Origin of the sequence: Deinococcus depolymerans, from assembly GCF_039522025.1 — a bacterium.
In the GTDB taxonomy this organism is placed as follows: Bacteria; Deinococcota; Deinococci; order Deinococcales; family Deinococcaceae; genus Deinococcus; species Deinococcus depolymerans.
The window spans coordinates 16,046-40,823 of the sequence record NZ_BAAADB010000013.1 but is presented as its reverse complement, the minus strand read 5'-3'; the positions used below and the strand labels follow the sequence as shown (position 1 = coordinate 40,823).

The window sequence follows — 24,778 nt, the reverse complement described above, 5'->3', positions numbered from 1 at the left end:
GTGCTCATCAGTCGAGGTCTTGACCATCACCCGCCATCATCCCGCAACCCCCCAGGGGGTTGCACACGAAGTACCCCGCTCCTTCACGCCTCGTCTTGCATCACTCTCCCCACCCCTTTCCCCGGGGAGAGCCCATGACAAACCAAGACACCCCCGTGCCCATAGCACTGCGGAACCACCCCACTCCATGCCGAACTGGGTCGTGAAACGCAGTCGCGCCAATGATACTCGGACCGCAGGGTCCCGGAAAAGTCGGTCAGCGCGGGGGTTTTTCTTATACACGCACCGCTGCCCACGGGCAGCGTCACGCGGGAGTAGCTCAGCTGGTAGAGCACTACCTTGCCAAGGTAGATGTCGCGAGTTCGAATCTCGTCTCCCGCTCCACACCCGCCCCCACCCTCACCGGTGGGGGCGTTTTCCTGTGCCCACCCCGGGGCACCGCCAACCGAACGTGCCAATCGGCAGGCACGACACAGCAGAAAAGAGAGAAGAGGAGGTCACCGCCGCTCGGGGGGTGACCTCCTCCTGTCCTGTCCGGGTGGTGCCGAGAGCGGGACTTGAACCCGCACGCCTTGCAGCGGCCGATTTTAAGTCGGATGCGTCTACCATTCCGCCATCCCGGCCCAACCACCCAGGGCGCGGCGCCAGAGGCAGACCGTTCCCAGGAACCCGCGCATTATAGATCAGAAACGACGCCGCGCATCCGCCTGGCCGGCTCAGCGGGGCGGCCCGTCACGGCGCAGGCGACCGTTCAGCATCCGCCACTGCTTGCGGCCGTACGCGTACACCGGATGGGTCCACTGCCCGCCCACCGTGCCCTCCCGCAGCGCTTCCAGCAGCTGCTGGGGCGTCTCAATGCGGCGGAACAGGGTTTCCACCCACGCCTCCCCGATGTCCTGCAGCGTGTGCGCGTCACTGCCGCCCGACATGGGGAGCCCCCGCGCCTGCGCCCAACTGGCCGCCACGCGGTTCCAGTGCGGCCGGGACAGCCGAGAGTTGAACGTCTCGACGATGTCCACCTCATGCGCGATCCGCGCAGTCGCCTCGGGCCGCAGACGGTACCGTTTGAACGGATCGAAGCCATGCTGCAGAAGCACCAGCCCCCCCTGCTCCCGGATGGCGCGCACCGTGTCCTCCGGGGACAGCTGCGGCGGAATGCGCTCCGAGAGGAACAACCCGATCAACTCGCCCTCGCGGGTCGTGACCTCCTCACCCGCAATGACACTCAGGCGATCCTCCAGGCCCAGGTCCCGCACCATGCCCTGCAATTCGGGACCGCCCCGCTGCTGGTCGTGGTCCGTCACGGCAATCACGCGGGTGTTCGTGCGGAGCATCCACCCCGGAATGTCCCGCAGCGGCGTGCGGCAGTCATGACTGACCTCCGTGTGCAGGTGCAGGTCCATGCGCATCACCTGCACGCCCTCGCGCCACACCACGTTGTTCGGCGCGGCCACCCTCAGGCCCCCGCCACCGGAACCAGCACCGACAGCGCCCCCGCCCACACCTCAATCCGGACCCGGCCCGACGCGCCCTGCACTGCCGGGCGCACCTCCGCATCCACGTGGAAGGCCTGCCCCACGTACGGAATCTCGACCACGCCCGCCCGGTCCACCTGCACGCTTTCCAGGGCCGTGAACTCATCACGCGCCAGCGCCGCCAGGTACGCCAGCAGCCCCTCACGCGCGCCCGCATCGATCCGCACCACGTCCAGCTGCCCGTCCCCCGGATCGGCGTGCGTTGCCAGCCGGAGCCTCGGCCCGGTCGCATTCGTGTTCATGACCTCCAGCAGCGCCAGCGGCACCTCCGGTTCCGGCACGCCATCCACGGACAGCGCCACGGGCGTCGGATCGAAGTTCGTCAGGGTGGCCGTGAGCGCCTGCACCGCCCGCAACGGACTCTTGCCGGCCTCCGGGTCGTACTCGGCCATCACGTCCGCGAACGCCCCGCACCCACACGCCTCCAGGAACAGGTCCTCACCCCACGGCCCCTGCACGCGCCCCAGATCGAACGGCCGCGCCCCCGCCCCCGCGTACCCGGCAATCACGTCCAGGGGCGCGCCCTGCACGCCCAGCGTCCTGGCCACATTGTTTGCCGTGCCCATGGGAATCACGCCCAGCGTCACGCCCTCACGCCCGGCCAGACGCACCGCCACGGCCCGGACCGTGCCGTCCCCGCCCGCCACGAACACTGCACCCTGCACGTCCGCGAGCGCCGCGTCCAGGTCATCCTCACACCCCGTGCTGCGGTACACCGGCGAGAACCCGATCCCCTCCAGCGCCGCCACCAGATCATCCGGCGTGCAGTGCTCACTGCCGCCCGCTCCCGCATTGAAAATCAGGGTCGCGCCCCGCCGCTCAGGCACTCCGGGGGCCGCCCCGGCATTCATGGCTGTCATGCGGCAACTGTACCGACTGGCACACCCCGACGCCTTGAACAAACCCGAACAAACCCGGACATCAAAAGGCCGGCGGGCCGCGCCGCGTCACCCGGCCCGCTCCTCCTGCTCCCGCAGGGCCGCCCAGTCCTCGAACGCCAGCGCCGGCAGCAGCGCGAAGCTCCCCACGAACAGGCTCGCCACTGCCGCCGGGACGCGCACGGGCGTCCGGCCATTCACCAGCAGGTACAGCGCGCCCAGCGTGCTGAGCGCCCCGATGTCCATGAACATCACGCGCGTGAACGAACTGCGGCGCAGGCTCTCGCGCGTGCCCAGTTCCCCCGGACGCCGCCGCCCCACCACCGCCGTCAGCACCAGCATCAGCAGCAGCGACAGGAACAGACGAATCCGGGCAGGGGAGGGGCGGGCGTAATCGGAGAGAGGCATGCAGGCAGCGTACCCACTCCAACCCGGCCACAGCGTACGCTTTCCCCCGAGTGCGCCAACGTCAGAACAGGTGACGCACCCGCCACGTCGTATCCGCACTGGTGGGCGCGTACCTGACGACCCCCACTGTAACGGTGGGAACAGCGCTCCGCTGGAACGTGGCATTGATGTCCCACTCCTTTCGGTTCAGGACACCGTAGAACTGCGGCACCTTGCCCTTCTGCACGTAGATTTTCACCTGCTCCTCGAAGGCAGTCGGCTCGGCCCCGAAGTACGATTCGACCGGAAAGGAACGCCAGAAAGCCCAGCGATCCTGCCCATACCGGAAGACGTTGAGTTCCCGACCGCCCCCCGGCCCATCGCCACAACCGACCGTGAACGCCACCTCGCGCAGACCGTTCTGATCCACGTCCCGCAGTGTGTAGCCCTGCTGCACCCCACAGACGTTCATGTTGATGGTGGGTTCCACAAGATCAGCCGTCAGGCCTTTCGCGCCGCTCAGGACGAACAGCAGCACGGGCGGCTCGGCCTCCGAGACACTGAACACCGTCAGGCGTTCCGGCGTGCCCGAACGGAACGGCGCGGAGATCGTGAACAACACCGTTTTCAGGCTGACCCCCTGACTGTACGGCCACTTCTGTTTTAGGCCCTGAATTTCGGGCCGGGCGTTCAGCGTGCGGGCCAGGGTGGTCACGGCCTGCTGATCAGCGGCGCTCAGTGCCGCTCTGGGCGTCTTGACCAGCGGATCATGCACCAGCGGCAGCTTCTGCACATCCGCCACCGTCTGCGCCGCCCCCGTGGACAGAACAAGGGGTAGCAGCAACCCACCAAGCAACCGGAACGGAGTCATACCCGGAAGGTAGCGTCACGGATACCGGGCGGGAGCCGCAACCTCGCTTGCAGGAAACGCCGGAACCGGGTCAGATCACACTGGGCCGCGCCAGATCGCAAAGCCGATTTCCTCTACCGATACTCATAAACGCCCCAATCAAATTCGTATATACAAATTTGGCTTTATGAGAAAAAAATCTGCGAGTAAGCTGGAAATTTCATCACCTGACGTGGCGGTCTAGCGTATCTTGACTTACCCAACACGCGGCTGAGGCCAGCGACGGCCAGCGGTCGTCGCCTGTAAATGCGGTAGAAGGGGGAGGAGCACCATGACGATTCAACGTCAGATAACTGCGCCGCTTAACTTTCATGTAGGCCCCATCTTTGAAAAGTTCGAGGATATACGTGTCGGTGCAGCGCAGAAATTGTTTGAAGTTAGAGAGGGCACAGTTGGCATCCTCAAACTTCGACAGAAACAGTATAGAATACTCGCAGAAGAGGATTACCAGCTCCTATATGGTATGGCCAAGGATGCTGAGCTGTTAAGCAAAGAAATAAGTTTAGTCCTTCAGGCGGCAGTCGTTGTTGGCGAGAGTGATACTGAAGCATCTAGGACTATGCTAAAGATGGCGGCACTTCAAGTCAAAGAAAAAATAAGACTAACCACTCTGGACGGCTCAGCTCCAGCGGACCCATTTGATTTTGATCTAGGTGATTTTGACGAAGATGATAGCTTAGATATGTAACTTTACGGGCCAAGTGGATGATCACTTGGCCCGCAAAGTTATGCGATTTTTTCTGTTTCTTCTCTCGCATCGTGATTAATTTGATTTCTAATTGCTATCTCTCCTGCGGCGGCTCGGTTGGTGATGAATGACATTACGCTGCTGAATAGTCGCCATCCGAGCAAGGTCATGGAATACATTCGGTGGCTATTGAACAAATCTTTTGACGAAATTGTGTGCGGTCTGGATAGATCTATCAGGTTATACTTAACTAGCTCATTTTGGTGTGGGAATCTCGGAACTATTATGATTTGAGTGCTTTTGAACTTTAGACCATTATTGACCAGTTGCTTATCATTATCCGAAAAAGGAGACCGAATCTCTTTGACTGGGTATAGAATAACGCAATCCCTTCTGCCTTCTGAAAGGTCGCAGGTCGATGTTCCTATGGCAAATACTGGTGAATTATCAACCCTAACGCCTATGTAGTATGCGGAATTACTAGATATGATGTCGCCTTGCAAAAAGCTGAACTTATCTCTTTCGGTGACGATACCCCTTGAGAGTAATTGCTGAAACTCAATTGGATATGAAAATATGTTTCCAAATACTCCAGTTACTTCAGATATCTTCTTGCTTGTAGCTTGTTCCTCTGCAAACTTCTTAAGAGTCTCTATTCCTTTGGTGGGATGAGAGTGATTTTTGAGATCGTCGCAGAGGATTGCTGCCAGTTCTTTAGACATCTATTTCACCCGCATTTGCTGTAGCCGCAGGCTTGGCATTTCAGGCAGCCTTCCTCGCGGATCACGGCGCGTTCCTCGCAGACGGGGCAGCGGTCGCGGCTCATGCCGTCCATGCCTTCCACGCTGACGCCGCTGGGCGCGGCGCTGGCGGGTGCGGGGGTGTCGGTGCTGCCTCCGGCGAGGGGGGGGAGCTGGGCGGCTTCCATGTCTTTCTGGAAGGTTTCGAGGGCGACGGCGATCAGGTCGGCCTTGCTGCCCACCAGGCGGCCGTTGTAGCTGCCGTACAGGCCGCCGTTGATGCCGCGCAGGGTTTTGATGATGGCCTGGGCGGGCACGCCGTGTTGCAGGGCGATGGACACGACGCGGCCGAGGGCTTCGCTGTCGGCGTTGGCTTCGTCGCCGGCGCGGCCGCTGATGACCATGACCTCGACGGGTTTGCGGTCGAGGTGGTTGACGGTGACGAGGAAGCTGCGGCGGTGGCCGCTGGTGGGGTCCGTGAGTTTGATCATGTCGGTGATGCCGCTGAGGCGGGTGGGGCGCTGGTACACGGCGCGGGGAGCGGGCTGGGTGGCCTGCGCGGCGGCGGGAGCGGCGACCGGGGTGGCCGTGGCGGCGACGGGGGCGGGTTCAGCGGTCGTTTCGGCGCTGGCGGCAGGGGCGGCGGGTTCTTCGGTCTTGTCTTTTTTCTTGCTGGTGCTCAGCACCTGGAATTGCCGGGAGCCGTCGCGGTACACGGTGATGCCCTTGCAGCCGGTGCGGTACGCCTCGCTGTAGGCGTCCTGCACGTCCTGCACGGTGGCGTTGTTGGGGAGGTTGATGGTCTTGCTGAGGCTGTTCGCGGCGAAGCCTTCGGCGTCGAAGGCGCACTGCACGACGCCCTGCATGCGGACGTGATCGACGGGTTTGATGTCGTGCGCGCAGACGAACACCTGCTGGAGCGCGTCGGGGATGAAGGGCAGGCCGACGACGCTGCCGTGGTTCTCGCTGACGGCCTCGGTGACCTTGTCCCAGTTCCAGTTGCCCTGCTGGTCCTGCATGCCGTCGGGCGCGGGGTACGTTTCGAGCAGTTCGACGAACAGCGGGGCGAGCAGGGCGCGGTACTCGCTGCCGATCTTGCGCCAGATGAACGGGCTGAACACGGGTTCGATGCCGCTGCTGACGCCCATGAGCATGCTGGTGGTGCCGGTGGGGGCGACGGTCAGCACGGCGACGTTGCGGCGGGGCGCGTGGGGGACCTTGTCGGCGTGGCGTTCGTACACGGGGTACACGCCGCGTTCCTGCCCGAGGTTCTCGCTCTCGGCGATGGCTTCTTCCCGCAGGGCGCTCATGATGTCGTAGATGACGCGGCGGCCGGTGTCGCTGTCGTAGCGCAGGCCGAGTTTGATCAGGGCGTCCGCGAGGCCCATGACGCCCAGGCCCAGGCGGCGCAGGTCCTGACTGGCCACGCGGTTGTCTTCCAGGGCGAACACGTTCACGTCGAGCACGTCGTCCAGGAAGCGGACGGCGGTGCGGACGTCGGCGCGGAAGGCGGTCTCGTCGAAGCGGCTGTCCTTGACGTACGCGGCGAGGTTGATGGCGCCCAGGTCGCAGGGTTCACCGACGGTCAGTGGGATCTCGCCGCAGGGGTTGGTGCTGCGGATCTCGTAGCGTTTGCCGAGGTTCTTCAGGGCGCTGTACTGGTTGATGCGGTCCACGAAGATCAGGCCGGGTTCGCCGGTGCTCCAGGCGTGCTGGGCGATCTGGTCCCACAGCCACCGGGCGGGGATGCCGGGGCGGGTGTCGGTCGGGTCGATCTTGCCGTTGCTGGCGGTGGTGTACACGGGGACGCCGCGTGCGCCGTCTTCCTCGCGGTCGGGGAGGGTGGGGAGCTGCCCGGTGTAGGGGGTGGTCTGGGGGTGCAGGGCGTACTTGCCGGGCACGTCCTGCACGTTGACGTGCCAGAGGGCGTCGCGTTGCAGGGTGTCCCAGAATTTCTCGGTGACGAGGATGCTGATGTTGAAGGTGCTGATGTCACCCTCGGCGGCCTCGCGGTCGAGGTCCTTGGCGGTCAGGAAGTCCAGGACGTCCGGGTGCTCGATGGAGATGGTGGCCATGCCCGCGCCGCGCCGGGTGCCGCCCTGACGGACGACGCGCAGGACGGGGGCGTACACGAAGCGCAGGGTGTTGATGGGGCCGCTCTGTTCCGCGCCACGGTTGGCCCATTCCAGGAAGTTGTCGAAGATCTCGAGCAGGAAGCTGACGGGGCCGCTGCTGGTGCCGCCCGATCCCTTGATGGGCGCACCTTCGGGGCGCATGCTGCTCAGGTCGATGCGGGGTTCCAGGCCGAGTTTGCCGTCGTCGGCGATCTTGCGGGCCGCGTCGATGATGCCGCCCATGTCGTCCGGGACGGCCTGTACGCCTTCGGGCATGGCTTTCACGACGGCGACGCCGTTGGCGCGGGCCAGGGCGACCAGTTCGGGTTTGATGACCTGCCCGTACACCACGCGCGTCCAGTTGCGCACGGCGACGGGTTGCTTGTCACCGTCGGGTTGCGTGGGGGGCCGCATGAGGCCCTCGATGAAGTCCGTCACGTCGGGGTGGGCGGCGCTCATGTACGCCCAGCCGCGCACGCCGGAGTCCGGGCGGCTGCCCTCGGCGCGGGGGGTGTACACGTCGAGGTTCACGCCGTTCCCGCCGCCGACCTTGGTGACCAGCGCGAGTTTCCGGGCGACTTCCATGACGCCGTCGAAGGTGCTGGGGTCGTGTTCGGTGGCGCCCTGCACGAAGCAGTTCAGGACGTTGCCGTGCGCGGTGCCCGCTCCGGCCAGGACGCGCCCGCCGGGGCAGAATTTCTTCTCGGCCATCAGGTCGTAGTACTTCTGCGCCCAGTGTTCGCGTACGCTCTCGCTTTCGGCCCCGGCGACCCAGGTGGCGATGCGGCGGAACATGCCGCTCAGGTCGCCGTCCCCGCTCTGCAGGTACTGCCGCCGGGCGATGTGATGGGCGTTGTCGTCGAAGTTGGTCAGGGGCTGGGCGCTGAGGGTGGTCACGGTGGTTCTCCTTGACGGGGGGCGGGCGGCGGGGCGGACGTGAGGACACACAGCATGAAACCGCCGCCGGCCCGCTGGGGCCGTGGGGTGAGCTGCTGTGCGTGGCCGGTGAAGTGGGCCGTTCCTTAGATGGCTGACTGTACCACCCGCCCGCAGGACGTACAAGCACTTGTACGTGGATTCGATTTGAAGTACAAGATACTGCGATTCCGGCCAGCATGAAGACCGGCTAAAGCCGCTGTGGGACGCAGGAAACCGCCCCCCGTCAACGCCCGCACCGGGCAAAGACCGTCCCCGCCTTCAGCCAGGCTGCGCCCGGCGAGACGGTCAGTCGAGACGTTCGGGTTTCGCGTCCCGCGTCATCAGTTCCGCCAGGGCCGCCTGCGGCGTCCACGCGCCCACCGCGACCTGCGCGACCGCCCGCACGATCGGCAGGTCCACCCCCTGCGCCTGCGCCCAGGCGTCCAGCAGGGCCGCCGTACGCAGCCCCTCCACGACCTTCCCCCCCTGACCGGGGTGCTCGCCCAGCGCGATCGCCTCGCCCGCCGCGCGGTTCCGGCTGTGGCGACTGGTGGCCGTGGTCACCAGGTCACCCAGGCCACTCAGGCCGTACACGGTGTCCTCCTGCCCACCCACGGCCCGCAGGTAGCGGTCCATCTCACGCAGGCCGCGCGTGATCAGCGCCGCCTTGGCGTTGTCGCCCAGACGCAGCCCGTCCACCATGCCCGCCGCGAGCGCCACCACGTTCTTCAGCACGCCGCCCAGTTCCACGCCCGTCTCGTCGGCACTGGTGTACACCCGCAGGGCCGGGGTCATCAGGGCCGCCTGCACCTCCTGCGCGAAGGCCGCGTCCCGGCTGGCGACGACCGTCGCGGCCGGCAGGCCCCGCCCGACCTCCTCGGCGTGATTCGGGCCGCTCAGGACCGCCACCCGCCCGAAACCCAGGCGGCGCGCCAGGACCGTCAACTGCCCCCCGTCCGGCCCCAGGCCCTTGGCGCACAGCACCACGCCCAGCTCCCGCGGCAGTTCGGCCAGCAGGTCCGGCACGCCCACGCTCGGCACGACCACCAGCGCGAACGCCGCCCCCGCCACCGCACCCGCGAGGTCCGGCGTGACCCGCAGGTTCACCGGCAACGTCACGCCCGGCAGGTACTCCGCGTTCACCCGCTCACGGTCCAGTTCCGCCGCGAACGCCTCGCGCCGCGCCCACAGCGTCACCGGGCCGTTGCGGGCCGCGTTCACCGCCAAGGCCGTGCCCCACCCGCCCGCGCCCAGCACCGGCAGGCCCTGTCCTGCCAGGCCCGGCCCGGTCACTGGTCGCTCCCCGCCCAGGCGAACACCCACACGCGCGGCGCGTCCGGTTCCGGCGGCGCGTAATCCGGGTACTCCACGATCTCCCACCGCGCAAAGCCCGCCGCCGCCAGCAGCGGCTCCAGGTCCGCCGGGTCGTACCCACGTTCCCGGTGCGTCTCCACGAACTCCAGTTCACCCACCCGGCAGAACGCCTGCACCACCCCCAGGTCCGCCTCCGCGTCATGATGATGCGACCAGTGGTAGTGCACCTCGCCGCCATCCGCCATGGGCGCCAGACCCTCGATCGCGTCCCCCTCCCACAACTCCCGCACGCCCACGCGCGTGTTCACGTCGAACGCGAACAACCCACCCGGCCGCAGGTGCGCCCGCGCCCGCCCCAGCGCCGCGCCCAGATCCTCCGGCGTCAGCAGGTTGTTCAGACTGTCGAACACGCACGTCACCAGCGAGAACCGCTCCGGGAGCGCGAACGACCGCAGGTCACCCTGCACGAACGGCACCCCCGGCAACCGTGAGCGCGCCTCGCGCAGCATCTCCTCACTGAAATCCAGGCCCGTCACCTCCAGACCCGCCGCACGCAACTCCCGCGTGAACCCGCCCGTCCCGCACGCCAGGTCCAGCGCCCCCCCCGACCCATCCAGGCCACCGTCCCGCGCGAACGTCAGCACGAAGTCCGCCCAGTGGTCGTACTCCACATCCGCCATGATCGCGTCGTACACGGCGGCCAACGCTGTAAACGGCTGCCTCTGCATGCCCGCGAGTATAGGCCCCCGCCGTCCCCGGCGCCCCACCCCTCCCCACCACCCATGAGAAAGGCCGCAAGGAAGCCCGCCTACCCGGCACCCACCCACCACGTTACCGTGCAGCCACTCACCGCCCCCGGAGGCCCCACCATGAGAACCCTGCTGACCGCCGCCGCCCTCGGCACCCTGACCCTCAGCGCCTGCACCCTCGCCGGCAACCCCGTCCGCAAGGACGTCACCGGCCAGCTGCGCGGCTTCACGCCCGACCAGAACCTCCGCCTCGCCATCGTCGGGTACAACGGCGGCCAGTACACCGCCGACGGCACCCAGGGCCAGATCATCGACCGCTTCCTCACGGGCGGGTACGCCCTCGACCTGCCCAGCAACGTCCCCTACGGCTACTACCGCGTGATCGTGTTCCGCGACGCCAACAGCAACGGCCGCTACGACGCCGGCGACACCGTCCTCAGCAAAGACAACGGCAAACGCCTCGTCCTCGCCCAGCGCGACAACCAGTTCCTCGCCGGAACGAAAACCGGCTGGAACCTCGCCGACGACCAGGGCGGCGTGCAGACCACCCTCCTGAACAACTACGACCTCGACGCCCAGTAACAGGGGCGCACCCGCAACAGCAGAGGGGAGGCCACGCGGCCTCCCCCTTCACTCATGCCAGTAGCTGCTCCAGCTCCAGCCGCCGCGCCTCCAGCACGTCCTCCGGCACCACCGGGTCCCCGGCCCGCACCGTCACGTCCCCCAGCGGCACCCAGCTCACGCAGCCCAGCATCCCCGCCGACTCCGGCAGCACCAGCGGCTCTACCAGCGGCCGCACCCGCAACAGCAACGCATGCACCCACGGCCGGTTCCGGTAGTGAAAGCGCCGCCCGATCGCCGCGCCCGTCAACGCCTGCAGAGGCTCCAGCCTGAGTGCCCTGTCCAGCGACTCGACCCTATGGACCGCCACCACCTCCGCCAGCGCCGGAAACCCGATCACGCCCGGCTGCGGATCATCACGCAGCAGCGACTGATACTGCGGCTGAAGCTCCGCCGGATTCTGGTGCAGAAAGGTGGGGTAGAGAAGGAACGACCGGTGCTCTACCTCAAACCCCTCATGCGTCTCCATGATCCCCCCCTTCCGGACGAGCAGCGACAGGGAACCAGCGGTCAGGAGGCGGGACTGGGTATCCCATTCTTTCAGGGCGGAGTAGGTCATGTCTCGACTGTAACGCCACGGCGCTGTGCCAGAGCGAGGCCAAGCAGGAACCACGCTATCGGTGCAAACCGGATCACCTCAGGCCAGGTCAACAAGTAGACGCCGTAAGCGACCAGACAGGCGGACAGAACCGGTGCTGTCGTCCATGCGTTCCAGATGCCATACCCCAGCAATAGGGTAAAAAGTACAGCCGCAGGAATGCCATAAGTCAAGGCATAGTCGAGATACTCGTTATGGACTTTATTCACGGAGAGAAAGAACCAATGTTTCTCGCCTGTCGGCAAGGTCAGAATGAAACTGGGAGGAGCATTTACACCGAAATCTCTCCGCTCTGCACGGACATGCGCAGGTGCCCCCCCCTCTGCGAGCAGCTCTTGATCAGAACGCTCTGCCATCACCTTCCATAGCGCATTCCCGCCCCAGCCCAACAGAGGGCGTTCGGTGATTCCTATAAGGGCTGATCGGTACAGGACTGTGCGTCCAGAGTTGTCAGTCAGGATAGCTGCGGGGGAACTGCCTGAAAAAGATCGTACGGGTGCGTCAGGCAGAAAAAAGGCTGCTGCTAGTGAGAGTGCTATCCCGGTAAACAGCATCAGGATGACCTTCAACGTAAGCTGACGGGTGATCCACAGAACACATACGCCCGCCAGTCCTGCAATCCATGCGCCTCGAGTCACTGTTGCGCTTAGACCCCAGGTCACAATGATCAGACCTGCATACGACCACAGACCTGGACGGTTTCTCGCCAGCCAGATACTGAGGGGCAGGAGTAGTGCAAGCGCTCCGCCCATATAACCCCGATTGCCCAGGGTGCCGCCTGCCACCGTGGCAGAAGTACCGGGAAGATCCATGCCCGGCACGCCCAGCAATCCGAGTTGCTGTGAAACAGCAAAAAGCGAAGCGGCAACTGCGGCGACGCTTAGATATCTGTAGTTTTGACGCGAAAGCTTCGTGTCGGAAGTGGCGACAAACAACCCAGCCAAGGCGACGGAAATATATATGAGGTGACTGAAAACGCCATCACGTCGATCGGATGGACCTATCCAAAGCTCTGAGGAAAATTTTGTAAGTATGAGTAGTAAAATGAGCCAAGTTCCAAGCAGAAGCAGTAGGCGCAGAGCTATTCCGGAAGGCATGGCTCTGCGCGTTAAGTATATGGCATAAACGCTAGATGGAAGAATTAGGTATTTTAATGTGATATCTTTGGGATCAAGATATATTGGATCCGTTTCGAGGTAAACTCCTGGATTTATGATAAGCAGCAGGGTAGCTAGACAGATTGTGAGAAGGTGTAGTGGATTCTTCAATTCTATGTTGGAATTTCTCGTCATACCAGGAGTATTCAAGCATAAAACGCGATGCTGGTCGGGAATCACTTGGCCGTCAAAAGCTCTTTGTTCGAAATTATATACATTTTTGAGCCGTTCTTATGCTGAGTGGATATCTCATAGCTCACAGAGCTTGGGGTACTTATCTCCTGCACGCTCACTTCTGCGACGCATCCTGGCTGGTATTGACCTGTCAGTTCGGCCAGGGTGGCGTACCTTCTCTCATCAATGAGAAACATAGCCTGTTTACTCTTGATCTCGTTAGCACAACCCAAAGCGGCGGTATCGTAACCACGACTCTGCGCACCCAGGATACTGGGAATAAGGACAGCTGCCAGAAGACCAATGATGGCGATGACGATCAGCAATTCTATTAGGGTAAATCCGTTCTGATGCATAAGTGCCTATGACAGAGCCCCCATCCGAGGACGGGGGCTCTGTGTATTGGAATTTTAGCTCTTCGCGGCGTTCGTCAGGGCGGTGTTGGTGATGGTGTAGGTCTTCGTGCCATCAGCGTGCGTGGTGGTGAACTGGAAGGCGGTAGCAGTAGGGGTTCCAACCTGCGTCCAGGTGACCTTGCTGTCGCAGTTGGGAGCGTAATCGCCAGTGAGTTCAGCTTTCGTGGCGTAGGTGTTTTTGTCGATCAGGTAGAGCGCTTCTTTGTTCTTGATCTCGTTGGCGCAGGCGCTGGCGGCAGTGTCGTACGCGCGTTTCTGGGCGCCGAGCAGGTTGGGGATCAGGACGGCGGCGAGGATGCCGATGATGGCGATGACGATGAGCAGCTCGATGAGGGTGAAGCCCTGGGTGCTGTTTTTCATGCTGTTCTCCTGGGTGCGGCGGGTCCGGTTGAGGTATGTATGGGGCCGGTCCTGCCTGCGTATGGCTGTGGCAGGTGCGGGTGTCTCCCGTCCTTGCTTGTATTCAAGGTACGGCTGGGTTTCTCACAGGAGTCTTACGGAATTGCGTTCTGTGTGACGTTCGGCGTGGCCGGGCGTGGTGGGGGATTTGATTGTGCTGGTGGTGTTTTTTTTGTGATCTTGAACTGTGTGTGGGGTGTGTAAGGTTGTGTCAGGCGGACGCGCGGAGCGGCGCCGCAGAGTGACTGGGAGCCCGGCGGACTGACGGGTGTGGCGTTGGCAGTTCGGCGCGTGGGCGGGTTGCCATGGGAACAGACAGCGGTCTGTGTCAGTGGCGGCCACTGTCGGGGTTGTGCTGGCGGTCAGGTGGGTGGGGACGTGCGCCGTGGGGTAGTGGTGTGGGGGGGCGGCCGGTTCCGGGCGTGGAATTGACGGACCGGAGCTGCGCGGATCCGGCAGGGACACAGGTGGAATCCGGCAGGCTGCCGTGCGGGGGAGCTGGGGTGCTATGCTGCTGGGCAGTTCAGCCGGGGTGTGTTGGTCTGCCCGGGCGAATGGGGCGCTTTCGTCCCCACACTTACTTGAATTTGTGGTCGCGTGCGCGGCGCTGGGTTTCCTGCGGGGGCCGTGGCGCGCGTCGCGTGCCGGAAGAGAGGCTTGTCTTGGAACTCACGCCGCGCGTTCCGCCGCACAGTAACGACGCTGAGATCAGCGTGCTGGGCAGCATTCTGCTCGACAACGACACCCTGAATCAGCTGGGGGATTCGGTCACTCCGGAGATGTTCTACCGCGAGGGGCACCGGAAGATCTTCACGGCCATGCGCACCCTGCAGGAGCGGGGTGAGCCGGTGGACCTCGTGACGCTCAGCGAGGACCTGCGCGTGAAGGGGCAGCTGGACGAGGTGGGTGGCCTGGCGTACCTGATCGGTCTGTCGGATCAGGTGCCCACGGCGGCGTACGCGGAGCATTACGCGCGGATCGTGCAGGAGAAGCACACGTTGCGGGCGCTGATCAGCGCGTCCGGGAAGGCCATGCAGCTGGCGTACGAGGGGCAGTTGCCGCTGGAGGACCTGCTGGACCGCGCAGAGAAGATGATCTTCGAGGTGGCCGAGCAGAAGAAGAAGGGCGAGGCGTACCAGGCGATGAACGAGGTCGTCACGGAGACCTTCGAGTACATCACGCTGCTGCACCAGAACAAGGGCATTCCGGACGGCGTGAGCAGCGGTTTCCGTGATCTGGACGAGCAGATCAGTGGCCTGCAGAAGGGCAGCCTGAACGTTCTGGCGGCCCGTCCGTCGATGGGGAAGACGGCGTTCGCGCTGTCCATCGCGCAGAACGTGGCGTTGCGGGGTGAGAAGGCGGTCGCGGTGTTCAGTCTGGAGATGCCGGCGGTGCAGCTGGCGCTGCGCATGCTGTGCAGTGAGGCGCGGGTGGACATGAACCGCATCCGGAGCGGGCAGCTGAACGAGCGTGATTTCGAGCGGCTGGCGCACGCGGCGGGTCGCCTGGCGGACGCGCCGATGATCATTGACGACGAGGCGGACCTGACGCTGAACGGCCTGCGCAGCAAGCTGCGGCGGATCGCGGCGCAGCACGGGCAGCTGGGGTTGGTGGTGATCGATTACCTGCAGCTCATGTCGGGCGGCAAGAGCAGTGGCGGCAGTGATAACCGGCAGCAGGAGATCAGTACCATTTCGCGTGGTCTGAAGGGTCTGGCGCGTGAGATGGAGGTGCCGATCATCGTGCTGTCGCAGCTGTCACGTGCGGTCGAGCAGCGGCCGAACCACCGGCCGATGCTGTCGGACCTGCGTGAGTCGGGAGCGATCGAGCAGGACGCGGACATCGTGATGTTCATCTACCGCGACGAGTACTACAACAAGGAAACGGATCAGCAGGGCATCGCGGAGATCATTATCGGGAAGCAGCGTAACGGGCCGGTCGGCACGGTGAAGTTGCAGTTTCACAGTTCGCACGTACGGTTCAATGATCTTGCGCCGGAGGGAGTGTAATGGCGGAGGATCAGGCGAAGACGGCAGGTCAGGCGGGCGGGCAGCGCAGGCGCAGGCGGCGGCGGGGCGGGAGTTCGCCCGCGCAGCCCCGGCCGGGTCAGGTGACGAACACCACGGCGGTGCCCACGCCGGCCGCGCCGAGCAAGCGCGGGCAGAAGCGGCCGCTGGCGGACCCGCGCATCGGGGTGGGGTGCATCGTGCTGCGCGGCGACGAGATCCTGCTGGTGCGGGAGCGGGGCCGCTGGTCGCTGCCCAAGGGTGGCCTGGAGTCCGGTGAGCTGGTGCAGGACGGTGCGCGCCGCGAGACCTTCGAGGAGACGGGGTTGGTCGTGGAGTTGCGGGACCTGGCGTTCATCGTGGAGTTCCAGGCGGTGACGTGGGGACATCACCTGCAGTTCTTCTATACCGGGCGTGAGGTGGGCGGGAAGCTGGAGCCGCGTGACCCGGACCGGGACGTGCAGGAGGCGCGCTTCGTGCCGATCCGGCAGTTGCGGGAGTTCATCCGGTTCCGGCCGCGGCTGGTGGCGCTGGAGACGTGGTTGCGGGAGCGTCGGCCGCGGCATTTCGTGTTCAATCTGGACAAGGAACCGGCGATGCTGCGCAAGCGGCGGCGGGTGGGGGATCCGGTCGCGGCGGTGCGGGGAGAACCCGAGTTCAGCGACGAGCCTGACCTGTAGGCCGGGTGGGCCGGGCGGCGTTCCCCGGGGAGTGGGGGGCGCCGCCTGCCTGTGGGGGCTGTGGGACCGGTATTTGATACGGACTCCGGTTGAATGGGTTGCAGACACGTTCAATCGGGGCGGAGGTGACTCGCAGAGCGGCCCCGCAGCGGAGGAGCGGAGCGGGCTGCCGGGCCTGGCGTTGGCAACCCGGTGGTGTTCCGGGTGGAGGGCGGAACGGACGGCGGGCCGTATGATACGGACTCCGTTTGTTTCGTTGACAGATCGGAACACCACCGATCTGCCAACTCCACGTCCGGAATCCGTTTCTCTCCTGCTCGCTCCGCTCGGATTGAACGGCTTTGTAAGCCATTCAATGCGAGTCCGCATGACACCCGACCGTGCTCTGTTATCATCGTAATATGAAGCGTCAATTTCGTAAGCAGGCTGATCCTTTGCCGTCCAGTGGACGCGGCCTGATGCACGTCTGTCCCCACTGCGCCGCGCCTCTGACCCTGCACGACCTGCGCGACGGTGACCAGGGCTACTGGTGCCATCCCTGCGGCCGCGGCCACCGGGCCAGCAACCCGCCCCTGGACGCACTCAAACCCCTGCCCCGGACCGGCTGACCCGCCGCGGCGACCCGGCGGGCCGATGCTCTATGCTGAAGGGTATGACGCAGCAGTTCACGCCCGCGACCGGACCCCAGGTGACCCTCGGGGAGGTGCTGAACGGTCAAGTGATCGCCGTCACCAGCGCCGACCAGGGCTACGGGCGCTCCATCAGCGCCGCCCTGGCACGCGCCGGGGCCAGCGTCGTCCTGATCGGTAACAACAGCGAGACCCTGGCCGCCGCCGCCAGTCAACTCGAACATGCCGGCGGACACGCCATCCCCATGAAGGCCGACGTGGGCGTGCCTCTCGACTGGATCAGCGCCTACACCCGCATCATGGAGATCTTCGGCGTGCTGCACGGCACCGTCCACCTGGCCGACAAACGCGCCCACACTGAATTCACGTCCCTGAGCGAGAACGAGTGGATGGACCTGTTCAACTGCAACGTGAAAAGCAGCGTCGCCATCACGCAGGTCATCCGCCGCCGCCAGCCCGGCTCGTGGCTCACCATCGTCGGCCCGCACCTCGACGAGCGCGGCCTGCAGGTCCACCCGCAACGCGGCGCGCTGCGCGGCCTCGTCGAGCAGGCCCACACCGAGGACCTGCGCCTGAACCTGCTGCTGCCGGGCCGCGCCAGCAGCGGCGACGACAGCCTCGACCGGCCCCTGAGCGCCGCCGTGCTGGCCCTCGCCACGCCCGGCATGACCCACCTGCGCGGCAACGTGATGGACGTCCCCATGCCGCCCATTCCGAAAATGCGCGCCCTGGACGCCTACCCGCTGTGAGATGCCCGTACTGTTCGGCGCCGGACAGCAAGGTCGTGAACTCCCGGCCCAGTGACGACGGGGCCAGCATCCGACGCCGCCGCGAATGCCTGAACTGCGCGCGGCGTTTCACCACGTACGAACGCGCGCAACTCGAACCGCTGATGGTCATCAAGCGCAGTGGCCCGCGCGAGGCCTTCAACCCGGACAAACTGCTGCGCGGCCTGACACTCGCCAGCGAGAAACGCCCGGTCGACCCGGCTGCCCTGCGCGCCTTCGCGTACGGATTCGAGGACGAGGTGCAGACCGCCGAGATTCCCGCCACCGAGATCGGCCGGCGCGCCATGACCTTCCTGCGTCCCCTGGACGACGTGGCGTACATCCGTTTCGCCTCCGTCTACCGGGATTTCGACAGCCTTGAACGCTTCATCGAGGAAATCCGCGGCCTGAAGGGCCACGAGGACGGCGCGCCCGACCCCGATCCTGACCTCCCCCCGGCCTGACCGTCAGGTGCGGCCCGGCCCGCCCGCGCTGGCAGGCCGCGGGAACGCCGGAATCTCGTTGGCGGGCGTGTGGCCCCGCACGTCACGCAGCATCTCGCGGATCACAGCGAAATCCGCCTCGATGTCCCCGGTCGGCATGACGTACCCGATGATGCCCACCCGCCGCCGCTTCCAGTCGAGGGCCGTCACGCCGATCGGCACCTTCGCCTCGAGCGCCATGTAGTAGAAGCCGGTCTTCCAGTACTGCCCGCCGCTGCGGGTGCCTTCCGGCGCGACGATCATCACGATCTCCCGCTCCCGCTCGATGATGTCCACCACGGCGTCCACGAAATTCCCGCCGCTGCGTCGCCGGTCCAGCGCGATGCCGCCCACCGCCCGCATGAACAGCCCCAGGGGAAACGTGAACAGTTCCCGTTTCGCCACGAAATGCACCGGGGTGCGGGTGGACCACTTCCAGAACAGACCCGGCCAGAAATCCGCGTTGTTGGTGTGCGGGGCCGCCGCCCCCACGCACTTCAGCCCGGGCGGGGGTTCCAGGACGGCCGTCCAGCCCGACAGGCGCAGGAGGAGGGCGGCGAGACGGGAACCAGGAGTGTGCTGTTGACCGGGCCAGAGAGGAGACATGAGTGTGCAGTATAGAAAGGGGCGCCCTCACGGAACTCTGACCGGGACTCGGTGCAGTGACCGGTCGTGACCGTGCTCACCCCGTGCGGGCCTGCCCTGCGCCGCCGGTCTCTCAGCGGCCGCGGCGTTCGCGGGCGGAAGGCCGCTCCTGCCACGCGGCGAGAAGCAGGGAAATCACGATGACCACTCCAGCCAGAAGTAATTCCATGGGGTATTCTCCTTTTCTTTATCTGACGTTAGGGTCACGCGCCGCGCCAGCGCTGTGAAAAACGTCTCAACACGCAGTGAACTGTGACTGAACGCCTGACTGTACCCCCGGCGTTCGCACAGTGTCAAAGCACACCCCCCACTCACCCCAGCACGCCGCCCACCTCCTCCAGGCTCAGGCCCGCCGCGTCCAGCGTCGCCCAGAACGCCCCGGCCTCCACCGGCAGCACGCTCAGGCGCGAGCCCTTGCGGGTCAGGGCCGACCCGTCCCACTCCGGCATCTCCCGCAAGGTATCCAGGGCCACCACCTGCGGGAACGCGATCAGCGGCTCCACGTCCACCATCCTCCAGCGCGGCGCGTCCACCGTGGACTTCGGATCGAAATACCGACTCCCGGGGTCGAACTGAAGGTCATCCGGGTACGCCGCGCGGCACACCCGCGCCACGCCCGCCACGCCCGCCGGTCGCGCGTTCGAATGGTAGAAGAGGCACAGGTCCCCCTCGCGCATCTCGCGCAGGAAATTCCGCGCCTGATAGTTCCGCACGCCATTCCACGGCTCCCGCCCCACCCGCACCAGATCCGCGAAGCCGAACACATCGGGCTCCGATTTCAACAGCCAGAAACGCATGACGCCCAGCCTAGGGCATCACCCGCCCGGCTGATCCGTCACCAGCGGCGGCAGCGGAATGGGTTCCTCACCCTTGAAGCCAACGGACATGCCACCCCAGCTGTACCCATCCGCATTGTTCGGGACGTGATCCAGTGGCATGACCGCCACATACATCCCGCGTGGCTGCGCCCCCTTCGGTTCGGTGGATGTTCCGCCAAACCAGGCGCTGTCACGTTCCGGGTCCACCCGCAGCCGGTACAGGACACTCCACTCGTTGAGTTTGAGGGGACGGTGAGCGGTCATGACGCCGTTTTCGCCGTCCGGCGGCACGACCCTGGAAACGTTGGTCGGCGGTTGCGTGCTCAGCCGGTCTCTGACCACGTGCAGGCGCACGCTGGGATTCGCGCAGGCGCCGACGATCATGCCGCCCGGCCCGCTGTAGCCACTCATGCCCGAGTTCTCGAAGGGTGAGGGCAGGCCGTACCCGGTCTTGTAGAGGCCACTGCGTTCCTGGCCGCCACAGGTCATGCGCCACGCGCTCAGCAGGACGCGTTCCTGATAGCGGTAACTGCCGGGAATGCGGCCCGTGAAGTTCTGCTCCTCGTCTTCCACGAGGTTCTTCGTGAACAGACTGACCTGTTCTGGACGGTACTTGTCTTCAGTGCTGCTGACGGTCACGTACAGCACGGCTTTCGTACCGCGTGGGTAAGTCAGGGTCACGCCCTGGTATGTGCCGCGCGGGGCGTCCTTGTCGCTGAACAGCGCGTTGATGTCCCGCTGGTTCATCGGGCCGAACTGCGCGCCCTCGCGTGGGGGCAGCCACTCGCGGTACGCGGTCCAGCCCAGGCCGCCCACGAGGAGGGCCGCCAGCGTGAGCCATCCGGCGCGGTGCGTGAAGGCGTGTCCGAGCAGGCCCCGGTTGACGGGTTGCGGGTCGCCCATGCCGCGCACGGCGAGGTACTCGGCTTCCTCGGGGGAGAAGCCGTGCGCCTGATGCTCCTGCATGCGTTCGGTCAGGTGCGCGCGGAGTTCGGCAGCGGCGTCCAGGCGTTCGGCTCTGGGCAGGCCGCGCGTGGCGTGGTGGATGTACGCGTCGGCACTCAGGGGCCGGCGGGGGCGGGGCAGACGGCGAGTCACGCGGACCGCCGGGGCAGGGCGCGACGTAGCAGGGCGCGGATCAGCAGGGCGTCGAGCGCGCCGCGCAGCGTCTGCCATTCCTGGCGTTTGGCGTGCAGGGCGGCGCGGCCCTCACTGGTCAGGTGATACACCTTGCGGGGCGCGCCGCCGCGGTCGCTGGGTTGCCAGTCGCTGTCGACCCACCCGGCCTTCACGAGGCGGTGCAGGGCGGGGTAGAGGCTGCCCTCGCGCAGGTCGAAGAGGCCGCCGCTGCGTTCGTTCACGTGCCTGAGGATGTCCAGGCCGTAGCGGGGCTGGTCCTGAAGGGCGGCGAGCAGGGCGAGGTCGAGGGTGCCGGATTTCAGTGGATTCACGGGGGGGCCTCCAGGCTGTGTCTTGTCAAGCAAGGTAATGAAGCTCCGGTATCTTGTCAAGCAAGAATGCGGGGCGGGTGGTCTGCCCCCGCCCTTCGGTTCCTTCGCCCACCGTCACCGCCGCGCGACCGCTCTACACTGGCGGCGTGCGCGCCTCGCCCTGGCTTCCGGTCCTGCTGATCCTCGCGCTGGCCGCGTACCTGCTGCCAGACGCCCGGCTGCCGGTCGAGCCGGCCCCCACGCCCCGCCCCGCCCCGCAGACCCCGGCGCTGCCCAACCAGCTGCCGGCCGCCACCCGAGACCTGTTCGACTCGGCCCGGCCCGCCACCGTGCGCGTCGAGAGCGTCAATCCGGCCACGCAGAACGCCGGGATCGGCACCGGCTTCTTCATCAGCGAGGACGGCCTGGTTCTCACGGCGTACCACGTGGTCAGCGGTGGCCGCCTGTTCCAGATCAGCACCCTGAGCGGCCGGTCGTACCCGGCGCGGGTCACGGCCTTCGACGCGCAGGCGGACGTGGCCCTGCTGAAAGTCAACGCCTCGGCCGGCGGATTCCCGTTCCTGCCGCTCGCCCCGCGCGCCCCCCGCGTGGGCGAGTCCGTGCTGGCCATCGGCAACAGCGGCGGCGACTACCTGCAGCCCCGCCGGGGCACCCTGCTGGGCCTGAACGCCCAGGCGGGCCGGGCCGACTTCCCGCAGGGCACCCTGGAAATGAGTGCGCCGCTCGCCCCGGGCGACAGCGGCGGCCCGATCCTCGACCCGACCGGGCAGGCCATCGGGGTCGTCAGCTACATCAGCCTGGACGGCAGCGGCCAGACGCGCCGCAGTTACGCCGTGCCGGTCGTCGAGGGCGGCCCCCTGATCACCGCCCTGCGCGCCGGAGAGAAACGGGACGTGCCGGTCGTGGGACTGCTGTTCGACCCGGTTCACAGCGGTCAGGCGGGCCTGGACGGCGCGGTCATCAGTGGCGTCGCGCGCCGCAGTCCCGCCGAACGCGCCGGTCTGCGCGGCAGCACCTTCGACGACCAGGGCAGCCTGACCGGCCTGGGGGACATCGTGACCAGCGTGAACGGCCAGCGCACCCGCGACGCCGATGAGGTCATCAGCGCCATCCGCCGCGCCAGGATCGGGGATACCATCACCCTCGGGTACACCCGGGGCGGGCAGGCCCGGACGGCCCAGATCACCCTGGTCCCCAGGGCCAGCGTGCCCGACCTGCAGGAGTGACCGCGCTGACCGGCGCGGGGGCATGAAGCTGCCTGAACGTCCGCCCCACCCGCGCGTCATGCCCGGCGCGCAGACTGGAAGGATGTCGAGAGCATTCGTGAAAGAGGACGAGGGGGAACGCTGGGTGCCCCCCGCCACGCGGCGCACCTACCGGGTCGTGTGGACCGGGTACGCCGAGCCGGAAGTCATGAAGGAAACCGACGACCTGCTCGAGGCGCTCACCTGGATGGGCAGCCGTGACCGCCGGGAATTCGAACTCCGGGACGCCCAGGGCGTGCTGCTCGCCACCGGCTGAAGGGGGGGGGCTACCAGTCGCCTTCGAGGGTCACGCGGACCGTTCCGGCCAGACTCTGCCCGGGCACCAGCACCCGCGCGTCCACGCCCGCCACGCCCTGCGCCGCGAGATTGAACGCGTCCGTGGCGTGAGACACGGGTTCCAGCGCCAGCGTGCCGTCCGGCGCGGTGAACACCACCGCGTGCGAGTACACGTTGTCGGCCGTGACCGTCAGCGCCCGCACCCCCCAGTCCAGGCGGGTCAGGCCGTCCCAGGCGGTGTACGTCCCGTCAATGAAACGCCCCCCGACCGGGCTGGGCGTCCGGTAGTCCTCGTCGGCCCGGACGGGCCGCGCGCCACCCACCGTCAGCAGGCGTTCGTCCGTGTCGTACTTCAGGTCCGCGCCGAGCTGCAACGCCGCGTCCACGCCGTCCTGCACGCGCACGTAGTAGGGGTGCAGGCCCATCCCGGCCGGCATGTCCCGGGTGTCGGCGTTCGTGAGGGTCAGGGTCGTGTCGAAGTGCGGGCCGTGCAGGCGGTACTCGACCTGCGCCGTGAACGCCCACGGCCAGTTGATGTCCGCGAAGGACCGGCTGTCGAAGGCGTACCGCAGGTGGCGGTCGGAACGTTCCTCCAGCTGCCAGGGGCGGTTACGGACGTCCCCGTGCTGCGCGAGTCCGTCTTTCGTGTTCACCCGCAGCGGCACCTCGCGTTCCGCGAACGTGAAGCGCGCGTCCCGGATGCGGTTACTGAACGGCAGCAGCGTGAAACTCGCGCACTGGCTGCTGGTCTGAACGTCCGACAGGTTCACGGGCCGCATCACCGGACGGCCCGACGCGGCCCGCAGGTTCAGGACGCTGGCGCCCATCTCCGGCAGGACCTCCAGCTCGAAGGCCCCGCTGGTCACCCTCTCGACGCGCAGGGTCACGCCCGGCCCCGCGTCGCCTCGAACAGCAGGATGCCCGCCGCGACCGACGCGTTCAGGCTCTGCACCCGCCCCCGCACCGGAATGCTGACCAGCGCGTCGCACTTCTCACGCACCAGCCGGCGCATCCCCTCGCCCTCCGCGCCGATCACCAGCGCCACCTTCCCGCTGAAATCCACGCGGCGCACGTCCTCGGCCGCCTCGCCCGCCGCGCCGTACACCCACACGTTCTCCTGCTTGAGCTGCTCGATCAGGCGCGGCAGGTTCTTCGTCTGCGCGACCGGCAGGTAGCTCGTGGCGCCGGCCGCCGTCTTCGCCACGACCGGCGACAGCGGCGCACTCCTGCGCTCCTCGACGACCACGCCGTGCGCGCCCAGCACCTCCGCGCTGCGGATGATCGCCCCGAAATTCCGGGGGTCCGTGATGCCGTCCAGCAGCACGATCAGCAGGTCCTCGCCGCGCTCCTCGGCCAGCGCCAGGATGTCGTCCACCTGCGCCCAGGCCAGGTCCTCGACCTCGGCCATGACCCCCTGGTGCTGCGTGGTGCCCGCCAGCTGGTCCAGCTCGATGCGGGGCGCGAAGCGCAGACGCACGCCCGTTGCCTTGAGCTGCGCCACGAACGCTTCCTCGACGCCGCGCGCCACCAGCACCTCGGACACGCGCCCGTCCTGAAGCGCCTCTAAAACCGGATTCCGACCGTACAGCAACATGACGGCAGTGTACCTGCCCCGCCCGCCGTCAGGCCGGACCGGTGCCTGCCGGCGCTCAGGCGGGAGTCACCACGAACGCCGCGCTGTCGTAGTACGTGCGGAACGCCGCGACCTGCCCGCCGCTCAGGTCGATCAGGCTGACGCCCCGGTACTCCACCGGGTGCCCGCCCCGCAGCCGGCCGGACGCCGTCCACTCCATGACCCCCAGCCCGCCTGCCTCGTGGCTGCGCGTGAACTCGCTGCGGATCTCCTTGAAGTTCCCCAGGTACGTCTCCCAGAACGCCCGCGCGCCCGCCTCGCCCTCCCAGGTCTGCTGCGTCAGGTTGCGCAGCGTCACGTCCGGCGCGTGCAGCGCCAGCAGGGCCGACACGTCCCCCGTCGCCTCCGCCTGCTGCAACGCCGCCATGAACGCCCCTGTGGTGGTCCGCCCGCCGGTCCGCTGATCGTTCGTCATGCACCCAGCACACCACCCTGGCCCACCGCGCCCCGTAACAGGACCCACCGAGCCAACGCCCGGTGAACACGGTCCGGCCTGCATGAGAACGGCCACAGGCGACGCTGAATTCC

Annotated in this window: 28 protein-coding genes, 2 tRNA genes and 1 rRNA gene; 11 read left to right on the top strand and 20 right to left on the bottom strand. The window is 66.4% G+C overall.

The window, feature by feature from the left end; genetic code table 11:
* Window positions 1–151 precede the first annotated feature (151 nt).
* Both rrf and ABDZ66_RS08760 read left to right on the top strand, forming a co-directional pair.
* A 5S ribosomal RNA gene (rrf, locus tag ABDZ66_RS08765) occupies window positions 152–268 on the top strand.
* Window positions 269–308: 40 nt separating this feature from the next.
* Window positions 309–384 (top strand) — tRNA-Gly (locus ABDZ66_RS08760).
* A gap of 155 nt (window positions 385–539) precedes the next feature.
* Here the strand turns inward: ABDZ66_RS08760 and ABDZ66_RS08755 are convergent.
* The 5 genes from ABDZ66_RS08755 to ABDZ66_RS08735 all read right to left on the bottom strand — a co-directional run bounded on the left by ABDZ66_RS08755 (window position 540) and on the right by ABDZ66_RS08735 (window position 3,593).
* Window positions 540–623: transfer RNA gene (locus ABDZ66_RS08755), tRNA-Leu, on the bottom strand.
* Window positions 624–716: 93 nt separating this feature from the next.
* Window positions 717–1,409: a PHP-associated domain-containing protein gene (locus tag ABDZ66_RS08750; protein WP_343757878.1), complete on the bottom strand. Its 693-nt coding sequence runs from the start codon at window positions 1,407–1,409 to the stop codon at window positions 717–719.
* Between the two features lie 47 nt (window positions 1,410–1,456).
* Window positions 1,457–2,395 (bottom strand): diacylglycerol/lipid kinase family protein, encoded by a 939-nt coding sequence (locus ABDZ66_RS08745; protein ID WP_343757876.1) that lies wholly within the window; start codon window positions 2,393–2,395, stop codon window positions 1,457–1,459.
* 87 nt (window positions 2,396–2,482) lie between these two features.
* A complete protein-coding gene (locus ABDZ66_RS08740; RefSeq protein WP_343757874.1) occupies window positions 2,483–2,821 on the bottom strand; it encodes a hypothetical protein in 339 nt (112 codons plus the stop codon).
* Window positions 2,822–2,882: 61 nt separating this feature from the next.
* Window positions 2,883–3,593, bottom strand: coding sequence for a hypothetical protein (locus tag ABDZ66_RS08735; protein ID WP_343757872.1), 711 nt, complete (start codon window positions 3,591–3,593; stop codon window positions 2,883–2,885).
* Window positions 3,594–3,981: 388 nt separating this feature from the next.
* On the opposite strand from ABDZ66_RS08735, the gene ABDZ66_RS08730 reads away from it, so the two are divergent.
* Window positions 3,982–4,398 (top strand): hypothetical protein, encoded by a 417-nt coding sequence (locus ABDZ66_RS08730; RefSeq protein ID WP_343757870.1) that lies wholly within the window; start codon window positions 3,982–3,984, stop codon window positions 4,396–4,398.
* Window positions 4,399–4,436: 38 nt separating this feature from the next.
* Here the strand turns inward: ABDZ66_RS08730 and ABDZ66_RS08725 are convergent, their stop codons facing one another.
* From ABDZ66_RS08725 to ABDZ66_RS08710, 4 genes are all read right to left on the bottom strand, one after another.
* Window positions 4,437–5,120, bottom strand: a complete 684-nt coding sequence (locus ABDZ66_RS08725; protein WP_343757868.1) for a hypothetical protein — start codon at window positions 5,118–5,120, stop codon at window positions 4,437–4,439.
* Window positions 5,121–5,125: 5 nt separating this feature from the next.
* A complete protein-coding gene (locus ABDZ66_RS08720; protein ID WP_343757866.1) occupies window positions 5,126–8,149 on the bottom strand; it encodes an adenosylcobalamin-dependent ribonucleoside-diphosphate reductase in 3,024 nt (1,007 codons plus the stop codon).
* Window positions 8,150–8,476: 327 nt separating this feature from the next.
* Complete coding sequence (locus tag ABDZ66_RS08715; RefSeq protein ID WP_343757864.1) at window positions 8,477–9,463, bottom strand: NAD(P)H-dependent glycerol-3-phosphate dehydrogenase; 987 nt, start codon at window positions 9,461–9,463, stop codon at window positions 8,477–8,479.
* Complete coding sequence (locus ABDZ66_RS08710) at window positions 9,460–10,212, bottom strand: class I SAM-dependent DNA methyltransferase (RefSeq protein ID WP_343757862.1); 753 nt, start codon at window positions 10,210–10,212, stop codon at window positions 9,460–9,462. The genes ABDZ66_RS08715 and ABDZ66_RS08710 overlap by 4 nt, the downstream gene beginning before the upstream one ends.
* A gap of 141 nt (window positions 10,213–10,353) precedes the next feature.
* Here ABDZ66_RS08710 and ABDZ66_RS08705 point away from each other — a divergent pair, with 141 nt between their 5' ends.
* A complete protein-coding gene (locus ABDZ66_RS08705) occupies window positions 10,354–10,815 on the top strand; it encodes a hypothetical protein (RefSeq protein ID WP_343757857.1) in 462 nt (153 codons plus the stop codon).
* Between the two features lie 52 nt (window positions 10,816–10,867).
* On the opposite strand, the gene ABDZ66_RS08700 is transcribed toward ABDZ66_RS08705, so the two are convergent.
* The 4 genes from ABDZ66_RS08700 to ABDZ66_RS08685 all read right to left on the bottom strand — a co-directional run bounded on the left by ABDZ66_RS08700 (window position 10,868) and on the right by ABDZ66_RS08685 (window position 13,559).
* Window positions 10,868–11,413, bottom strand: coding sequence for a DUF1802 family protein (locus ABDZ66_RS08700; RefSeq protein ID WP_343757855.1), 546 nt, complete (start codon window positions 11,411–11,413; stop codon window positions 10,868–10,870).
* Window positions 11,410–12,744, bottom strand: coding sequence for an O-antigen ligase family protein (locus ABDZ66_RS08695; RefSeq protein ID WP_343757853.1), 1,335 nt, complete (start codon window positions 12,742–12,744; stop codon window positions 11,410–11,412). The genes ABDZ66_RS08700 and ABDZ66_RS08695 overlap by 4 nt, the downstream gene beginning before the upstream one ends.
* 41 nt (window positions 12,745–12,785) lie before the next feature.
* On the bottom strand, window positions 12,786–13,109 hold the full coding sequence (locus ABDZ66_RS08690; protein WP_425544414.1) for a type IV pilin protein: 324 nt from the start codon (window positions 13,107–13,109) through the stop codon (window positions 12,786–12,788).
* 84 nt (window positions 13,110–13,193) lie between these two features.
* Window positions 13,194–13,559, bottom strand: coding sequence for a type IV pilin protein (locus tag ABDZ66_RS08685; RefSeq protein ID WP_343757849.1), 366 nt, complete (start codon window positions 13,557–13,559; stop codon window positions 13,194–13,196).
* A gap of 701 nt (window positions 13,560–14,260) precedes the next feature.
* On the opposite strand from ABDZ66_RS08685, the gene dnaB reads away from it, so the two are divergent.
* The 5 genes from dnaB to nrdR all read left to right on the top strand — a co-directional run bounded on the left by dnaB (window position 14,261) and on the right by nrdR (window position 18,144).
* Window positions 14,261–15,607, top strand: a complete 1,347-nt coding sequence (gene dnaB, locus ABDZ66_RS08680) for a replicative DNA helicase (RefSeq protein WP_343757847.1) — start codon at window positions 14,261–14,263, stop codon at window positions 15,605–15,607.
* Window positions 15,607–16,284, top strand: coding sequence for an NUDIX hydrolase (locus ABDZ66_RS08675; protein WP_343757845.1), 678 nt, complete (start codon window positions 15,607–15,609; stop codon window positions 16,282–16,284). Before dnaB ends, ABDZ66_RS08675 begins: the two co-directional genes overlap by 1 nt.
* Before the next feature lie 401 nt (window positions 16,285–16,685).
* Window positions 16,686–16,892, top strand: a complete 207-nt coding sequence (locus tag ABDZ66_RS08670; protein ID WP_343757843.1) for a hypothetical protein — start codon at window positions 16,686–16,688, stop codon at window positions 16,890–16,892.
* A 44-nt stretch (window positions 16,893–16,936) separates the two neighbouring features.
* On the top strand, window positions 16,937–17,662 hold the full coding sequence (locus tag ABDZ66_RS08665) for an SDR family NAD(P)-dependent oxidoreductase (protein ID WP_343757841.1): 726 nt from the start codon (window positions 16,937–16,939) through the stop codon (window positions 17,660–17,662).
* Window positions 17,659–18,144, top strand: coding sequence for a transcriptional regulator NrdR (nrdR, locus tag ABDZ66_RS08660; RefSeq protein ID WP_343757839.1), 486 nt, complete (start codon window positions 17,659–17,661; stop codon window positions 18,142–18,144). The genes ABDZ66_RS08665 and nrdR overlap by 4 nt, the downstream gene beginning before the upstream one ends.
* A 3-nt stretch (window positions 18,145–18,147) precedes the next feature.
* Here nrdR and ABDZ66_RS08655 read toward each other — a convergent pair whose 3' ends face one another.
* The 4 genes from ABDZ66_RS08655 to ABDZ66_RS08640 form a co-directional block, all read right to left on the bottom strand.
* The gene (locus ABDZ66_RS08655; protein WP_343757837.1) at window positions 18,148–18,768 is read right to left on the bottom strand and encodes a 1-acyl-sn-glycerol-3-phosphate acyltransferase; all 621 of its coding nucleotides are present in this window, start codon (window positions 18,766–18,768) and stop codon (window positions 18,148–18,150) included.
* A 350-nt stretch (window positions 18,769–19,118) separates the two neighbouring features.
* Window positions 19,119–19,604, bottom strand: a complete 486-nt coding sequence (locus ABDZ66_RS08650) for an EVE domain-containing protein (protein ID WP_343757835.1) — start codon at window positions 19,602–19,604, stop codon at window positions 19,119–19,121.
* A gap of 18 nt (window positions 19,605–19,622) precedes the next feature.
* Window positions 19,623–20,723 carry a permease prefix domain 1-containing protein gene (locus ABDZ66_RS08645; protein WP_343757833.1) on the bottom strand — a complete coding sequence of 367 codons (1,101 nt, stop codon included), beginning with the start codon at window positions 20,721–20,723 and terminating at the stop codon, window positions 19,623–19,625.
* Window positions 20,720–21,076 (bottom strand): PadR family transcriptional regulator, encoded by a 357-nt coding sequence (locus tag ABDZ66_RS08640; protein ID WP_343757831.1) that lies wholly within the window; start codon window positions 21,074–21,076, stop codon window positions 20,720–20,722. Before ABDZ66_RS08640 ends, ABDZ66_RS08645 begins: the two co-directional genes overlap by 4 nt.
* Window positions 21,077–21,222: 146 nt before the next feature.
* On the opposite strand from ABDZ66_RS08640, the gene ABDZ66_RS08635 reads away from it, so the two are divergent.
* Together ABDZ66_RS08635 and ABDZ66_RS08630 are read left to right on the top strand one after the other, a co-directional pair.
* On the top strand, window positions 21,223–22,302 hold the full coding sequence (locus tag ABDZ66_RS08635; protein WP_343757829.1) for a S1C family serine protease: 1,080 nt from the start codon (window positions 21,223–21,225) through the stop codon (window positions 22,300–22,302).
* An 82-nt stretch (window positions 22,303–22,384) separates the two neighbouring features.
* Window positions 22,385–22,597: a hypothetical protein gene (locus ABDZ66_RS08630; RefSeq protein ID WP_343757827.1), complete on the top strand. Its 213-nt coding sequence runs from the start codon at window positions 22,385–22,387 to the stop codon at window positions 22,595–22,597.
* A 10-nt stretch (window positions 22,598–22,607) separates the two neighbouring features.
* Here ABDZ66_RS08630 and ABDZ66_RS08625 read toward each other — a convergent pair whose 3' ends face one another.
* The 3 genes from ABDZ66_RS08625 to ABDZ66_RS08615 are packed head-to-tail and all read right to left on the bottom strand — an operon-like array spanning window position 22,608 to window position 24,665.
* Window positions 22,608–23,504: an aldose 1-epimerase gene (locus ABDZ66_RS08625; RefSeq protein WP_343757825.1), complete on the bottom strand. Its 897-nt coding sequence runs from the start codon at window positions 23,502–23,504 to the stop codon at window positions 22,608–22,610.
* Window positions 23,501–24,211, bottom strand: coding sequence for a 23S rRNA (guanosine(2251)-2'-O)-methyltransferase RlmB (gene rlmB / locus ABDZ66_RS08620; RefSeq protein ID WP_343757821.1), 711 nt, complete (start codon window positions 24,209–24,211; stop codon window positions 23,501–23,503). Before rlmB ends, ABDZ66_RS08625 begins: the two co-directional genes overlap by 4 nt.
* 55 nt (window positions 24,212–24,266) lie before the next feature.
* Window positions 24,267–24,665 carry a nuclear transport factor 2 family protein gene (locus ABDZ66_RS08615; protein ID WP_343757819.1) on the bottom strand — a complete coding sequence of 133 codons (399 nt, stop codon included), beginning with the start codon at window positions 24,663–24,665 and terminating at the stop codon, window positions 24,267–24,269.
* Window positions 24,666–24,778 lie beyond the last annotated feature (113 nt).

Excerpts from the sequence above, each read along its gene's own strand:
- ABDZ66_RS08750 (WP_343757878.1), bottom strand. The coding sequence starts at position 1,409 with ATGCGCATGGACCTGCACCTGCACACGGAGGTCAGTCATGACTGCCGC.
- ABDZ66_RS08745 (WP_343757876.1), bottom strand. The coding sequence starts at position 2,395 with ATGACAGCCATGAATGCCGGGGCGGCCCCCGGAGTGCCTGAGCGGCGG.
- ABDZ66_RS08740 (WP_343757874.1), bottom strand. The coding sequence starts at position 2,821 with ATGCCTCTCTCCGATTACGCCCGCCCCTCCCCTGCCCGGATTCGTCTG.
- ABDZ66_RS08730 (WP_343757870.1), top strand. The coding sequence starts at position 3,982 with ATGACGATTCAACGTCAGATAACTGCGCCGCTTAACTTTCATGTAGGC.
- ABDZ66_RS08725 (WP_343757868.1), bottom strand. The coding sequence starts at position 5,120 with ATGTCTAAAGAACTGGCAGCAATCCTCTGCGACGATCTCAAAAATCAC.
- ABDZ66_RS08710 (WP_343757862.1), bottom strand. The coding sequence starts at position 10,212 with ATGCAGAGGCAGCCGTTTACAGCGTTGGCCGCCGTGTACGACGCGATC.
- ABDZ66_RS08705 (WP_343757857.1), top strand. The coding sequence starts at position 10,354 with ATGAGAACCCTGCTGACCGCCGCCGCCCTCGGCACCCTGACCCTCAGC.
- ABDZ66_RS08700 (WP_343757855.1), bottom strand. The coding sequence starts at position 11,413 with ATGACCTACTCCGCCCTGAAAGAATGGGATACCCAGTCCCGCCTCCTG.
- ABDZ66_RS08695 (WP_343757853.1), bottom strand. The coding sequence starts at position 12,744 with ATGACGAGAAATTCCAACATAGAATTGAAGAATCCACTACACCTTCTC.
- ABDZ66_RS08685 (WP_343757849.1), bottom strand. The coding sequence starts at position 13,559 with ATGAAAAACAGCACCCAGGGCTTCACCCTCATCGAGCTGCTCATCGTC.
- ABDZ66_RS08675 (WP_343757845.1), top strand. The coding sequence starts at position 15,607 with ATGGCGGAGGATCAGGCGAAGACGGCAGGTCAGGCGGGCGGGCAGCGC.
- ABDZ66_RS08670 (WP_343757843.1), top strand. The coding sequence starts at position 16,686 with ATGAAGCGTCAATTTCGTAAGCAGGCTGATCCTTTGCCGTCCAGTGGA.
- ABDZ66_RS08665 (WP_343757841.1), top strand. The coding sequence starts at position 16,937 with ATGACGCAGCAGTTCACGCCCGCGACCGGACCCCAGGTGACCCTCGGG.
- ABDZ66_RS08655 (WP_343757837.1), bottom strand. The coding sequence starts at position 18,768 with ATGTCTCCTCTCTGGCCCGGTCAACAGCACACTCCTGGTTCCCGTCTC.
- ABDZ66_RS08650 (WP_343757835.1), bottom strand. The coding sequence starts at position 19,604 with ATGCGTTTCTGGCTGTTGAAATCGGAGCCCGATGTGTTCGGCTTCGCG.
- ABDZ66_RS08630 (WP_343757827.1), top strand. The coding sequence starts at position 22,385 with ATGTCGAGAGCATTCGTGAAAGAGGACGAGGGGGAACGCTGGGTGCCC.
- rlmB (WP_343757821.1), bottom strand. The coding sequence starts at position 24,211 with ATGTTGCTGTACGGTCGGAATCCGGTTTTAGAGGCGCTTCAGGACGGG.
- ABDZ66_RS08615 (WP_343757819.1), bottom strand. The coding sequence starts at position 24,665 with ATGACGAACGATCAGCGGACCGGCGGGCGGACCACCACAGGGGCGTTC.